General features: G+C 68.7%; 11 protein-coding genes. 10 read left to right on the forward strand and 1 reads right to left on the reverse strand.

The window, feature by feature from the left end:
* Positions 1-28 precede the first annotated feature (28 nt).
* The gene (locus tag AP428_RS12220) at positions 29-1,684 is read left to right on the forward strand and encodes an ABC-F family ATP-binding cassette domain-containing protein (protein ID WP_054928095.1); all 1,656 of its coding nucleotides are present in this window, start codon (positions 29-31) and stop codon (positions 1,682-1,684) included.
* Positions 1,685-1,700: 16 nt separating this feature from the next.
* On the opposite strand, the gene AP428_RS12225 is transcribed toward AP428_RS12220, so the two are convergent.
* The gene (locus AP428_RS12225) at positions 1,701-2,780 is read right to left on the reverse strand and encodes an MBL fold metallo-hydrolase (RefSeq protein WP_054928096.1); all 1,080 of its coding nucleotides are present in this window, start codon (positions 2,778-2,780) and stop codon (positions 1,701-1,703) included.
* 302 nt (positions 2,781-3,082) lie between these two features.
* Between AP428_RS12225 and aceK the strand changes: the two genes are divergently transcribed.
* From aceK to bioB, 9 genes are all read left to right on the forward strand, one after another.
* On the forward strand, positions 3,083-4,900 hold the full coding sequence (gene aceK, locus AP428_RS12230) for a bifunctional isocitrate dehydrogenase kinase/phosphatase (protein ID WP_054928097.1): 1,818 nt from the start codon (positions 3,083-3,085) through the stop codon (positions 4,898-4,900).
* A gap of 56 nt (positions 4,901-4,956) precedes the next feature.
* The gene (can, locus tag AP428_RS12235) at positions 4,957-5,724 is read left to right on the forward strand and encodes a carbonate dehydratase (RefSeq protein WP_011546334.1); all 768 of its coding nucleotides are present in this window, start codon (positions 4,957-4,959) and stop codon (positions 5,722-5,724) included.
* A gap of 112 nt (positions 5,725-5,836) precedes the next feature.
* Positions 5,837-6,514 carry an SDR family oxidoreductase gene (locus tag AP428_RS12240; protein WP_011546335.1) on the forward strand — a complete coding sequence of 226 codons (678 nt, stop codon included), beginning with the start codon at positions 5,837-5,839 and terminating at the stop codon, positions 6,512-6,514.
* A 42-nt stretch (positions 6,515-6,556) separates the two neighbouring features.
* A complete protein-coding gene (locus AP428_RS12245) occupies positions 6,557-6,988 on the forward strand; it encodes a YchJ family protein (protein WP_054928098.1) in 432 nt (143 codons plus the stop codon).
* Between the two features lie 106 nt (positions 6,989-7,094).
* A complete protein-coding gene (locus AP428_RS12250) occupies positions 7,095-8,366 on the forward strand; it encodes a dienelactone hydrolase family protein (protein ID WP_023476792.1) in 1,272 nt (423 codons plus the stop codon).
* 515 nt (positions 8,367-8,881) lie between these two features.
* Positions 8,882-10,228, forward strand: coding sequence for an adenosylmethionine--8-amino-7-oxononanoate transaminase (bioA, locus tag AP428_RS12255; protein ID WP_197285594.1), 1,347 nt, complete (start codon positions 8,882-8,884; stop codon positions 10,226-10,228).
* Positions 10,225-11,445: an 8-amino-7-oxononanoate synthase gene (bioF, locus tag AP428_RS12260; RefSeq protein ID WP_054928100.1), complete on the forward strand. Its 1,221-nt coding sequence runs from the start codon at positions 10,225-10,227 to the stop codon at positions 11,443-11,445. Before bioA ends, bioF begins: the two co-directional genes overlap by 4 nt.
* On the forward strand, positions 11,442-12,161 hold the full coding sequence (bioD, locus tag AP428_RS12265; protein WP_054928101.1) for a dethiobiotin synthase: 720 nt from the start codon (positions 11,442-11,444) through the stop codon (positions 12,159-12,161). Before bioF ends, bioD begins: the two co-directional genes overlap by 4 nt.
* 41 nt (positions 12,162-12,202) lie before the next feature.
* Complete coding sequence (bioB, locus tag AP428_RS12270) at positions 12,203-13,222, forward strand: biotin synthase BioB (RefSeq protein WP_006477646.1); 1,020 nt, start codon at positions 12,203-12,205, stop codon at positions 13,220-13,222.
* Positions 13,223-13,231 lie beyond the last annotated feature (9 nt).

Consider the following 13,231-nt stretch of genomic DNA (forward strand, 5'->3'; position numbering starts at 1 on the left):
AGGTCTTCACGCATTTTTGGAGGTGCTCATGGCTGCTGCCACGCCCACCGGCGCGCTCGTCGCGCTTCATCACGTTTCCTTCCGCTTCGACGACGGCATCACGCTGTTCGATTCGCTCGACCTGTCCATCGATCGCACGCCCACCGGCATCGTCGGCCGCAACGGCGTCGGCAAGAGCCTGCTCGCGCAACTGATCGCCGGTTGCCGTACACCCAGCGCGGGAACGATCGAGCGGCATGCGCACGTCGTCTACGTCGCACAGCAGCATGATCATGACCGCGACGACACGGCGGCGGCGGCCCCGCGGACCGTCGCGCAGATCGCCGCGCTCGATGCACCGCTCAGCGCGCTCGCGCGTCTCGCGGACGGCCACGCAACACCGAACGACTTCGACCTGATCGGCGATCGCTGGGATCTCGCGGAACGCCTGCGCATGGCACTCGACGCGGCCGGCCTGCACGACGTCCACGCCGACACGCCCGCGCACGCGCTAAGCGGCGGCCAGGTCGCACGCGTGGCGCTGATCGGCGCGCTGCTGTCCGGCGCCGGCCTGCTCGTACTCGACGAACCGACCAACCATCTCGATGCACCGGGCCGCGCGTGGCTGCGCACGGCGCTCGACGGCTGGCGCGGCGGCGTCGTCATCGTCAGCCACGACCGTGCGCTGCTCGCCGGCGTGCAACGCATCGTCGAGCTGACGCCGCACGGCGCGCGTTCATATGGCGGCAACTATGCGCTCTATCGCGCGCAGCGCGACGCGGAACAGGACGCCGCGCACGCGGCGCTCGACCATGCGCGCACCGAGCGCGGGCGCGTACGGCGCAGGCTCGAACAGGAACACGACACGACCCAGCGTCACGCGGCCGCGTCGCTGCGCGACGCGAAGACGGCCAACCTGTCGTCGATGGCGCGTCAGAGCCGCAAGGGCGCCGCGCGCGCGATCATGGGGACCGTCCGGCGTCATCAGAGCGACTTCAAGGCGACGCTCGACGCGCGCGTGCAGGAAGCGGCCGCGCGCGTCGAAGCCGACGCACCGGTGCTGGTATCGCTGCCGGGCACCGAGGTCAGCGCGCGCCGCCAGCTGTTCACGCTCGAACGCGCGCAACTGCCGTGGCGGGTGGCGGGCGACGCCGACGCGATCACGTGGTCCGCAAGCGGCGCCGTGCGCATCGCGCTGACAGGCCCGAACGGCTGCGGCAAGTCGACGTTGCTGAGAATGCTCGCGGGCGAGCTCGCGCCGCGTTCGGGTACCTGCACGACGCACGTGAGCGCCGCGTATCTCGACCAGCGGCTCGCGCTGCTCGACGCCGAGCGCTCGATCGTCGAGCAACTGGGCCTGCTCGATACGCCCCTTGCCGAAGGTGATCTGCGCAGCCGTCTCGCGCTGCTGCAACTCGACGCGACGCGTGCGACGCAACCCGCGCGGCAACTGAGCGGCGGCGAACGGCTGAAGGCCGCGCTCGCGTGCGCGTTGTGGCGCGGCACGCCCGCGCAACTGCTGCTGCTCGACGAGCCGACCAATCACCTCGATCTCGAATCGGTGCGGGCGATCGAAGCGGCGCTGGCCGGCTTCCCCGGCGCGATCGTGGTCGCGTCGCACGACGCCGCGTTTCTCGCGGCGCTCGAACCAACGCACACGATGCAGTGGCATCGCGACGGATGGCGTTACGAACCCGTCGCGTAAGCGCTACGAAGAACGCTCAGCCCGCGGTACGGAACCGCAGCACCCCGTCGTCGCCCTGCTCGCGCACGAGTTCGCCCGCGAGCCACAGCAGGTTCAGGTGCGCAAGCGCCTCGCCGAGCGCGAACGTCATCTGGTGGATATCGAGCTCGCGGCGGCGGAACATGATCGGCACGATATCGGCCGCGCTCATCGACTGCTCCGCGCACGCGACGCGCACCTCGGCCAGGCGCGCATCGTGGTGTTCGCGCAGTTGCGCGATGCGTGTGCGCACGCCGCGGAACGGCTTGCCGTGCGACGGCAGCACGAGCGTGTCGGGCGCCATCGTCTCGTAGCGGCCGAGCGATTCGAGGTACAGCGCGAGCGGGTTCGCTTCCGGTTCGAGGTCGAACACCGACACGTTCGTCGAGATGCGCGGCAGCACCATGTCGCCGGAAATCAGCACGCCGTCCGCTTCGCTGTGGAGCGCGCAATGTTCAGGCGAATGGCCGAAGCCGGTGACGACGCGCCACGTGCGCGCGCCGATCGTCACCGCGTCGCCTTCGCGCAGGCGCCGGTAGCGCGGCGGCACGGCCGGCACGAGGTCCGCGTAGTAGCTGCGGCGGTTGCGCAGCTTGTCGAGCGCGGCCGGATCGGTCAGCCCGTGGCGCGCGAAGTGATCGGCGGCGGCCGCGCCGCCCGCGTTCGATCCGTTGCCGGCCGCCATCAGGCAGCCGAACATATATTCGCCGAGCGTCATCCACAGCCGCACGTTCCAGCGGCCCTTGTCACCGCCTTCGCACAGCCAGTTCGCGAGGCCGAAGTGATCGGGGTGGCAGTGCGTGACGAGCACGCGCAGCACGGGCAGGCCGTCGAGCTGCGTGTCGAAGATCTGCTCCCAGTGCGTGCGGATCACGTCCGACGCGATCCCGCAATCGACCACCGTCCAGCCGGCCTGCCCGTCGATCTCGTCGCGCAGCAGCCAGAGATTGATGTGATCGAGCGAGAACGGCAGCGGCATGCGCAGCCAGCGCACGCCGGGCGCGACCTCGAACGTGTCGCCCGCGGCGGGCAGCTTATCGGCGAAGGGGTAATCGAGTTGGTGTTCCAGGGCGTTCATCGGTGGGGCGTCTCGTCGTTATCGGTGCGAATGCGCGCCGGCGGCACGCGCGGCGGGCGGTGCGTCGATTCTATCGCCGTCGCGAGAAAGACGTGCCCGGCGCCCGGCGGCCCGTCAAAAAAAGTTCGTGTCAGAATCGGTTCCGTACCCGTATCTTTACGCGAAGTTGCACCGAACGGCCCCTAACGGCGAGCAACACGCCGATTGGCGACCGCTCACGCGCCCCGCCGAAAATCATTGAAACGCCGACTTGGGCGCTAAAATGGCGGGTGCTTACAGCCCCTTGAACGAGCCTGCACGCGATGAATCACTTCCCCAAACTGCTGTCGTCGCAGATCGGTTTCGACGTCGCGCAGACGATGCTCGAATACTTCGATCGCCATTACCGGATCTTCCGCGAAGCGGCGGTCGATGCGAAGACGCTGTTCGAGCGCGGCGACTGGCACGGGCTGCAGCGGCTCGCGCGCGAGCGGATCACGTCGTACGACGAGCGCGTGAAGGAATGCGTCGAGGTGCTGGAAGACGAATACGACGCGGAGAACATCGACGACGAAGTGTGGCAGCAGATCAAGCTGCACTACATCGGCCTGCTCACGTCGCACCGCCAGCCCGAGTGCGCGGAAACCTTCTTCAATTCGGTGTGCTGCAAGATCCTGCACCGCTCGTATTTCAGCAACGATTTCATCTTCGTGCGCCCGGCGATCTCGACCGAGTATCTGGAGAACGACGAGCCGGCCGCGAAACCGACCTACCGCGCGTACTATCCGGGCACCGACGGGCTCGCGGTCACGCTCGAGCGCATCGTCACGAACTTCCAGCTCGACCCGCCGTTCGAGGATCTCACGCGCGACATCGGCTGCGTGATGCAGGCGATCGACGACGAATTCGGCCACTTCGACGAAGCGCCGAATTTCCAGATCCACGTGCTGTCGTCGCTGTTCTTCCGCAACAAGAGCGCGTACATCGTCGGCCGCATCATCAACGCCGACCGCGTGCTGCCGTTCGCGGTGCCGATCCGCCACGTGCGCCCCGGCGTGCTCGCGCTCGACACCGTGCTGCTGCGCCGCGACCTGCTGCAGATCATCTTCAGCTTCTCGCATTCGTACTTCCTCGTCGACATGGGCGTGCCGTCCGCGTACGTGGATTTCCTCTGCACGATCATGCCGGGCAAGCCGAAGGCCGAGATCTACACGTCGGTCGGGCTGCAGAAGCAGGGCAAGAACCTGTTCTACCGCGACCTGCTGCACCATCTGTCGCATTCGAGCGACCGCTTCATCATCGCGCCCGGGATCAAGGGCCTCGTGATGCTCGTGTTCACGCTGCCGTCGTTCCCGTACGTGTTCAAGATCATCAAGGACCACTTCCCGCCGCCGAAGGAAACGACGCGCGCGCAGATCATGGAGAAGTACCAGCTCGTGAAGCGCCACGACCGCCTCGGGCGGATGGCCGACACGCTCGAGTATTCGAGCGTCGCGCTGCCGCTCGCGCGGCTCGATCACGCGCTCGTGCGCGAACTCGAGAAGGAAGTGCCGTCGCTGCTCGAATACGAGGACGACAAGCTCGTGATCAAGCACCTGTACATCGAGCGCCGGATGACGCCGCTCAACCTGTACCTGCAGAACGGCAGCGACGCGGACGTCGAGCACGGCGTGAAGGAATACGGCAACGCGGTGAAGGAGCTGATGAAGGCCAACATCTTCCCCGGCGACATGCTGTACAAGAACTTCGGCGTCACGCGCCACGGCCGCGTCGTGTTCTACGACTACGACGAGATCGAATACCTGACCGACTGCAACGTGCGGCGCGTGCCGCCGCCGCGCAACGAGGAAGACGAGCTGTCCGGCGAACCGTGGTATACCGTCGGCCCGCACGACATCTTTCCGGAGACCTACGGGCCGTTCCTGCTCGGCGACCCGCGCGTGCGCAGCGTCTTCATGAAGCATCACGCGGACTTTTTCGACCCCGCGCTGTGGCAGGCGAGCAAGGACAAGCTGATGCAGGGCGAATTGCCCGATTTTTATCCGTACGACGCGACCCTGCGTTTTTGCGTGCGCTACCCCGCGCGCTTCGGCGCGACGGGCGAGAACGACGGCGCAGGCGACGCGCAGCGCGCCGCCTGACGCCGCCAACACCCGATCCGATATCGACTTGATTTCCGCCAACGGAATCCACACCGATGACTACCCAAGACAATCCGCTTTCACATCTGTTCGACAACAACGATGCCTGGGTCAAGCGCCAGCTCGCCGACGATCCCGATTTCTTCGCACGGCTCGCCGACCAGCAGGCGCCGGAATATCTGTGGATCGGCTGCTCGGATTCGCGCGTGCCGGCGAACCAGATCATCGGCCTGCCGCCGGGCGAAGTGTTCGTGCACCGCAACATCGCGAACGTGGTCGTGCACAGCGACCTGAACTGCCTGTCGGTAATCCAGTTCGCGGTCGACATCCTGCGCGTGAAGCACATCATGGTCGTCGGCCACTACGGCTGCTCGGGCGTAAACGCGGCGTTGCACAACCGCCGCGTCGGCCTCGCGGACAACTGGCTGCATCACGTGCAGGACGTGCGCGAGCGCCATGCGGCCCTGCTCGACGAATGGCCGGTCGGCGAAGCGCGTTACCGTCGCCTGATCGAGCTGAATTCGATCGAACAGGTCGTCAACGTGTGCCGCACGACGATCGTCAACGACGCGTGGGCGCGCGGCCAGTCGCTCACCGTGCACGGGCTCGTGTACGGCGTGCACGACGGCCGGATGCGCAACCTCGGGATGTCCGTGTCGAACTTCGACGCGCTCGACGCAACCTACAAGCGCTGCGTGGCGGCGCTGACCGCGCGCGGCCAACATGCGCCCGACAACGACATGGTCGCGGCGGACGCCGCGCAGCTCGACGGCGTCGCGCAGGCGGTCGCCGCCACGCTGAAGCCGTGCGACGACGCGCAGTAACGTGCGGTGACGCGCCAGCTGCCCGGCGGCGGCTGCCGCGCGGGCGCGGCACGCATCGAACGGATCTGACACCGGCACTGCCACGGCGGCGCCAATCCAAGGAGCGACGGACATGAAAACCGTATTGATCGTCGGCGCATCGCGCGGCCTCGGCCGCGAATTCGTCCGGCAATACCGGCGCGACGGCTGGAACGTGATCGCCACCGCACGCGACGCGGCATCGCTCGACGCGCTGCGCGCGCTCGGCGCGCAGCCGCATGCGCTCGACATCGCGCGGCCCGAGCAGATCGCGGCGCTCGGCTGGAAGCTCGACGGCGAACGGCTCGATGCGGCCGTGCTGGTGTCGGGCGTGTACGGGCCGCGCACCGAAGGCGTCGAGACGATCACCGCCGAGGATTTCGACGCGGTGATGCATACCAACGTGCGCGGGCCGATGCAGTTGCTGCCGATCCTGCTGCCGCTCGTCGAGGACGCCCGCGGCGTGCTGGCCGTCGTGTCGAGCCGGATGGGCAGCATCGCCGAGGCGACCGGCACGACCGGCTGGCTGTACCGCGCGAGCAAGGCCGCGCTGAACGACGCGCTGCGCATCGCGTCGCTGCAGACGCGCCATGCCGCGTGCATTTCACTGCATCCCGGCTGGGTGCGCACCGACATGGGCGGCGCGCAGGCCGCGATCGATCCGGAAACGAGCGTGACCGGCATGCGTCGCGTGATCGCCGAATCCGCTTCGGACGTGTCCCAGGCGAACGGCCGGTTCTTCCAGTACGACGGCGTCGAGCTGAGCTGGTGAGTGCGCCGGCCGGCAACTCAGCGTTGTTAATTCACATTTCGCATGATTTTGACCCGACCTGACGCGTGCCCGTGCGGCGGCGCGTCTCCCGCGCCCGCTAAATCGCCGGCGCCGCGCTATGCAGCCTGCTGCGGCCGCTTCATCGACGGCGGCGAAGCCGTCCCAACCGCACTCGAATTGATGCGTTCGCGGTACAGCGCGTACGTCCTCGGCGCGACCGATTACCTGCGCGCGACGTGGGCCGCGCGCACCTGCCCGCCCGATCTCGACACCGACCCCACCGCGCCGGACGCGCGCTGGCTGGGCCTCGCGGTCAAACGCCACGCGCCACTCGACGACCGGCACGCGGAGGTCGAATTCGTGGCCCGCTACAAGGTCGGCGGCCGCGCCTACCGGCTGCACGAGACGAGCCGTTTCGAGCGCGACGAGCAGGGATTCTGGCGCTATGTCGACGGCGAAGTAAGTGAACGCTGACAAATAGTTGCCATGTCAGACGCCGGGTTATTCCCGCATTGCACAACCTGATTTTGTCGGGCTACGATGGGCTCGAATTGGTCATGTTGCATGGCAGGGCTTACGGATGGCGTTCAGCAAGGTATTGGTGGGATGGATGGCGGCCTGTGCGCTGTCGGCCGCTCAGGCCGGTACGCTGCCGAGCGCCAACACGGGTGCAGGCGCCAGCGGGTCGCTCGCGCACGCCGAGCACTTCGACTACGCCGACGCGAACCTGCCGCAGGTTGCCGCCGACCTCAACGAACAGATCCTCCGCATTCCGGCCGACGCGTCGGGCGCCGTCACGCTCGAGGCGACGCTCTTCAAGCCGAACGGCCCCGGCCCGTTCCCGCTCGTCGTCTTCAACCACGGCAAAAATACCGGCGATCTCCATCAGCAGCCGCGCAGCCGGCCGCTCGCGTTCGCGCGCGAATTCGTGCGCCGCGGCTATGCGGTGATCGCGCCGAATCGCCAGGGCTTCGCCGGTTCAGACGGCACGTACCGGCAGGAAGGCTGCAACGTCGGCAAGAACGGCCTCGCGCAGGCCGCGGACGTCGATGCGACGGTACGCTACATGGCGCGCCAGCCGTACGTCGATGCGTCGCGCATCGTCGTCGCCGGCACGTCGCACGGCGGGCTCGTGTCGGTCGCCTACGGCACCGAAGCCGCGGCGGGCGTGCGCGGCATCATCAACTTCTCCGGCGGGCTGCGCCAGGACCTGTGCGACGGCTGGCAGCGCAACCTCGTCGACGCGTTCGACCAATACGGTGCGCACACGGCCGTGCGGTCGCTGTGGCTGTACGGCGACAATGATTCGGTGTGGACGCCCGCGCTCGTCGCGCAGATGCACGATGCGTACGTGTCGCACGGCACGCAGGCGCAGTTCATCGATTTCGGCCGCTACAAGGACGATGCGCACCGGCTGATCGTCGATCGCGACGGCGTGCCCGTCTGGTGGCCGGCCGTGCACGCGTTCCTCGCCGAACTGAACCTGCCGACCGCGGTGCGCTATGCGGTCGCGAACCCGCACGAACCGAAGGCTACCGGCTATGCGTCGATCGACGCGGTCAACGCGGTGCCTTACGTCGATGAAGCCGGCCGCGAAGGCTATCGCCGCTTCCTGAACCAGCATCCGAGCCGCGCGTTCGCGGTGTCGTCGGAAGGCGCGTGGTCGTGGGCCGAAGGCGGCGACGATCCGATGGCGCTCGCGCTCGACAACTGCGCGAAGCAAGGCGCGGGCGCCTGCCGGCTGTATGCGGTCAACGACCGCGTCGTGTGGAACGACAGCACGACGCAGACGGCCGACAACGGCGACGACAACACCCGCGCCACCGATACGCGCGCGCTGGCTTCGCGCTGACGCGCGGTTGTCGTTTCTCCCGCTTCCCCTTCGCGCGCCGTCGATTCAACGTCACCGCGGCACTCCGCCGCCTGTTCGTCAAATCGAGCACACGCCGCGTAATGCTCGCTTTTACGAGCAATCAACCTGAATTCGCGCCAGATTTCGTCCGGTCGTCCGGCGTTGCGCCGCCCCGCGTCGATCGACCCCGCGCACAACAAGTTCGCCCCCTTGTCGCCGTCAGCATCTCACCCTCATCGCTCCCCCTATTTCGCCGCTCCATCGCGCCCCGGCCCACGATTTTTTTCTGCCCGGGGGTGTCACTCGAACGTCGTCATCTGCGCGCATTTCGCCCGATCCGCCGCGTTCCGTTCCGAGCACCCCCGAACTGCGCCGAACTCCCGCCCAGTAAGGCTGTGCGGCGTTTGTAACCGCTAGTGCAACGTCCGGCGGAACACGCTAATCTCTGCGCGTTTCGTGTCCCGCCGCGCGGCATCCCGTCGATGCCGCGCGGTCGTTTTACCCCCGGAGTCGCCTTGAGTACGCCAGCCACCGACGACTGGGTCGCGCGCAGCCTGCGCGCGGTCTGGCACCCCTGCACCCAGATGAAGCATCACGAGCGCCTGCCGCTCGTCCCCGTCGCGCGCGGCGCGGGCCTGTGGCTGTACGACCGTGACGGCCGCCGCTACTTCGACGCGATCAGCTCCTGGTGGGTCAACCTGTTCGGCCATGCGAACCCGGACATCAACGCGGCGCTGAAGGACCAGCTCGACACGCTCGAGCACGCGATGCTCGCCGGCTGCACGCACGAACCCGCGATCGAGCTCGCCGAACGGCTGCACGCGCTCACCGCGCGCACGCTCAGCCATGCGTTCTTCGCATCCGACGGCGCGTCGGCCGTCGAGATCGCGCTGAAGATGAGCTTCCACGCGTGGCGCAACCGCGGCCGCGCGGACAAGCAGGAATTCGTCTGCGTCGCGAACAGCTATCACGGCGAGACGATCGGCGCGCTCGGCGTGACCGACGTTGCGCTGTTCAAGGATGCGTACGACCCGCTGATCCGCCACGCGCACGTGGTCGCGTCGCCCGACGCGCGCGGCGCGCTGCCGGGCGAGACGGCCGCCGACGTCGCGGGCCGCGCGCTCGCAGACGTGCGGCGCCTGTTCGTCGAACGCGCCGACCGGATCGCCGCGCTGATCGTCGAGCCGCTCGTGCAATGCGCGGCCGGCATGGCGATGCACGATCCGTCGTACGTGCGCGGGCTGCGCGCGCTGTGCGACGAATTCGGCGTGCACCTGATCGCCGACGAGATCGCGGTCGGCTGCGGGCGCACCGGCACCTTCTTCGCGTGCGAGCAGGCCGGCGTCTGGCCCGATTTCATGTGCCTGTCGAAAGGGATCAGCGGCGGCTACCTGCCGCTGTCGCTGGTGCTCACGCGCGACGACGTGTTCGCGGCGTTCTACGACGACGACACGACGCGCGGCTTCCTGCACTCGCATTCGTACACCGGCAACCCGCTCGCGTGCCGCGCGGCCGTTGCGACGCTCGACCTGTTCGCGCGCGACGACGTGCTCGCGAGCAATGCCCGCAAATCGGCGACGCTGCGTGCGGCGCTCGCGCCGCTCGACGCGCACCGCCAAGTGCGCCACCTGCGCGAGCGCGGCACGCTGTTCGCGTTCGACGTCACGCTCGACGGCGACGCGGCGCGCGGCTTCTCGCGACGTTTCTTCGAACACGCGCTCGAACGCGAGCTGCTGCTGCGCCCGATCGGCACGACCGTGTACCTGATGCCGCCATACGTGATGAGCGACGACGACATCGCGTGGCTCGCGCAGCGCACGCGCGACACGCTCGACGCGACGCTGGAGGACCTCGGCCGATGAGCCTGCTCGACACCCTACAACGCGGCCTCGCCGACCTCGACGCGCAAGGGCTGCGCCGCGTGCGCCGCATCGCCGACACCGCGTGCGACGCGCGCATGACCGTGAACGGCCGCGAGATCGTCGGCTTCGCGAGCAACGACTACCTCGGCCTCGCCGCGCATCCGGCGCTCGTCGCCGCGTTCGCCGAGGGCGCGCAGCGCTACGGCGCCGGCAGCGGCGGCTCGCACCTGCTCGGCGGCCATTCGCGCGCGCACGCCAGACTGGAAGACGAACTCGCGGGCTTCTCGGGCGGCTTCTCCGACGCGCCGCGCGCGCTGTACTTCAGCACCGGCTACATGGCGAACCTCGCCGCGATGACGGCGCTCGCCGGCAAGGGCGCGACGATCTTCTCCGATGCGCTGAACCACGCGTCGCTGATCGACGGCATGCGGCTGTCGCGCGCGAACGTGCAGGTCTATCCGCACGCCGATACGGCCGCGCTCGCCGCGCTGCTCGACGCATCGGAGGCCGAAACGAAGCTGATCGTCAGCGACACCGTGTTCAGCATGGACGGCGACATCGCGCCGCTCGCCGAGCTCGTCGCGCTGGCCGAACGCCACGGCGCGTGGCTCGTCGTCGACGACGCGCACGGCTTCGGCGTGCTCGGCCCGGAGGGTCGCGGCGCGCTCGCGGCCGCCGCGCTGCGTTCGCCGCATCTGGTGTACGTCGGTACGCTCGGCAAGGCGGCCGGCGTCGCGGGCGCGTTCGTGATCGCGCATGAAACCGTGATCGAATGGCTGATCCAGCGCGCGCGCAGCTACATCTTCACGACCGCCGCGCCGCCGGCCGTCGCGCATGCCGTGTCGGCGAGCCTCAAGGTGATCGCGGGCGACGAAGGCGACGCGCGCCGCGCGCACCTCGCCGCGCTGATCGAACGCACGCGCGCGCTGCTGCGCAACACGCGCTGGCAGCCGGTCGATTCGCACACGGCCGTGCAGCCGCTCGTGATCGGCAGCAACGACGCGACGCTCGCGGCGATGCGCGCGCTCGACGCGCACGGCCTGTGGGTGCCCGCGATCCGGCCGCCGACGGTGCCGGCCGGCACGTCGCGGCTGCGCGTGTCGCTGTCGGCCGCGCATTCGTTCGACGATCTCGCCAGGCTCGAAGCCGCGTTGATCGAGGCCAGCGAGGCGGCCGCGGCCTCCGTTGGAGCGGCCCGGCAGGAGGCAGCAGCATGAGCGCCCCGCTCTCCGTCTTCGTCACCGGCACCGACACCGAGATCGGCAAGACCTTCGTGTCGGCCGCGATGCTGCACGGCTTCGCGCGGCACGGGCTGCGCGCGGCCGCGCTGAAGCCGGTCGCGGCCGGCGCGTACGAACGCGACGGCGTGTGGCGCAACGAGGATGCGGACCAGCTCGACGCCGCCGCGAACGTCGTGCTGCCGCCCGAACTGCGCACGCCGTTCCTGCTGAAAGCGCCGGCCGCGCCGCATATCGTCGCCGCGCAGGAAGGCGTGACGCTCGACCTCGACACGATCGTCGCGTGCCATCGCGAGGCGCTGACGCGCGCGGACGTGGTCGTCGTCGAAGGCGTCGGCGGCTTTCGCGTGCCGCTGAACGATACGCAGGACACCGCCGATCTTGCGGTCGCGCTGGGCCTGCCCGTCGTGCTGGTGGTCGGCGTCCGGCTCGGCTGCATCAGCCACGCGTTGCTGACGGCCGATGCGATTCGCCAGCGCGGCCTCACGCTCGCGGGCTGGGTCGCGAACCACGTCGACCCGGCCATGTCGTTCGCCGACGAGAACGTCGCGACGATTCGCGACTGGCTTGCGCGCGAGCACCGCGCGCCACTCATCGGCCGCATCGCTCACATGACGCCGGCCGCCCCCGAATCCGCCGCGGCGATGCTCGACATCGCCGCGCTCGTCGAGTCGCTGCGCACCGCGCGGCATTGACCCAACCGATCCCCCAATCCCGCCCAGGACAGGAAAACGAAATGACCCAAGCCCAGACCGCCGCCGTGCAACCCGCCGCGATCCCCGTGGCCGCCCCGGCGTCGCAGCGCTGGCGCGTCGCCGACGTCGTCGCGCTGTTCGAGCTGCCGTTCAACGACCTGATGTTCCGCGCGCAGCAGGTGCATCGCGAGCACTTCGACGCGAACGCGGTGCAGCTGTCGACGCTGCTGTCGATCAAGACGGGCGGCTGCGAGGAAGATTGCGGCTACTGCTCGCAGTCGTCTCATCACGACACGGGCCTGAAGGCCGAGAAGCTGATGGACGTCGACACGGTGCTCGACGCCGCGCGCGCGGCGAAGGCGAACGGCGCGAGCCGCTTCTGCATGGGCGCCGCGTGGCGCAACCCGAAGGAGCGCCACATGCCGGCGCTGACCGAGATGGTGCGCGGCGTGAAGGAGCTCGGTCTCGAGACCTGCATGACGCTCGGCATGCTCGAGGACGAACAGGCGCAACAGCTCGCCGATGCGGGCCTCGACTACTACAACCACAACCTCGACACGTCGCCGGAGTTCTACGGCCAGGTGATCTCGACGCGCACGTACCAGGATCGCCTCGACACGCTCGATCGCGTGCGCGACGCGGGCATCAACGTGTGCTGCGGCGGCATCATCGGGATGGGCGAATCGCGCCGCGAACGCGCGGGCCTGATCTCGCAGCTCGCGAACCTGAACCCGTATCCGGAATCGGTGCCGATCAACAACCTCGTCGCGATCGAAGGCACGCCGCTCGAAGGCACCGCGCCGCTCGATCCGTTCGAGTTCGTGCGCACCATCGCGGTCGCGCGCATCACGATGCCGAAAGCCGTCGTGCGCCTGTCGGCCGGGCGCGAACAGCTCGACGACGCGATGCAGGCGATGTGTTTCCTCGCCGGTGCGAACTCGATGTTCTACGGCGACCAGCTGCTGACGACCAGCAACCCGCAGACGCAGCGCGACCGCGCGCTGTTCGAGCGCCTCGGCATCCGCGCGAGCCAGGCCGACGCGCTGTCGGACAACGCGTAAGCGGCAACG

Source organism: Burkholderia sp. E168m22 (assembly GCF_001319805.1).
Lineage (GTDB): Bacteria > Pseudomonadota > Gammaproteobacteria > Burkholderiales > Burkholderiaceae > Burkholderia > Burkholderia orbicola.

Coding starts and splice junctions, on each gene's coding strand:
- can (WP_011546334.1), top strand. CDS start 4,957: ATGACTACCCAAGACAATCCGCTTTCACATCTGTTCGACAACAACGAT.
- bioF (WP_054928100.1), top strand. CDS start 10,225: ATGAGCCTGCTCGACACCCTACAACGCGGCCTCGCCGACCTCGACGCG.
- aceK (WP_054928097.1), top strand. CDS start 3,083: ATGAATCACTTCCCCAAACTGCTGTCGTCGCAGATCGGTTTCGACGTC.
- AP428_RS12245 (WP_054928098.1), top strand. CDS start 6,557: ATGATTTTGACCCGACCTGACGCGTGCCCGTGCGGCGGCGCGTCTCCC.
- bioB (WP_006477646.1), top strand. CDS start 12,203: ATGACCCAAGCCCAGACCGCCGCCGTGCAACCCGCCGCGATCCCCGTG.
- bioD (WP_054928101.1), top strand. CDS start 11,442: ATGAGCGCCCCGCTCTCCGTCTTCGTCACCGGCACCGACACCGAGATC.
- AP428_RS12220 (WP_054928095.1), top strand. CDS start 29: ATGGCTGCTGCCACGCCCACCGGCGCGCTCGTCGCGCTTCATCACGTT.
- AP428_RS12225 (WP_054928096.1), bottom strand. CDS start 2,780: ATGAACGCCCTGGAACACCAACTCGATTACCCCTTCGCCGATAAGCTG.
- AP428_RS12250 (WP_023476792.1), top strand. CDS start 7,095: ATGGCGTTCAGCAAGGTATTGGTGGGATGGATGGCGGCCTGTGCGCTG.
- AP428_RS12240 (WP_011546335.1), top strand. CDS start 5,837: ATGAAAACCGTATTGATCGTCGGCGCATCGCGCGGCCTCGGCCGCGAA.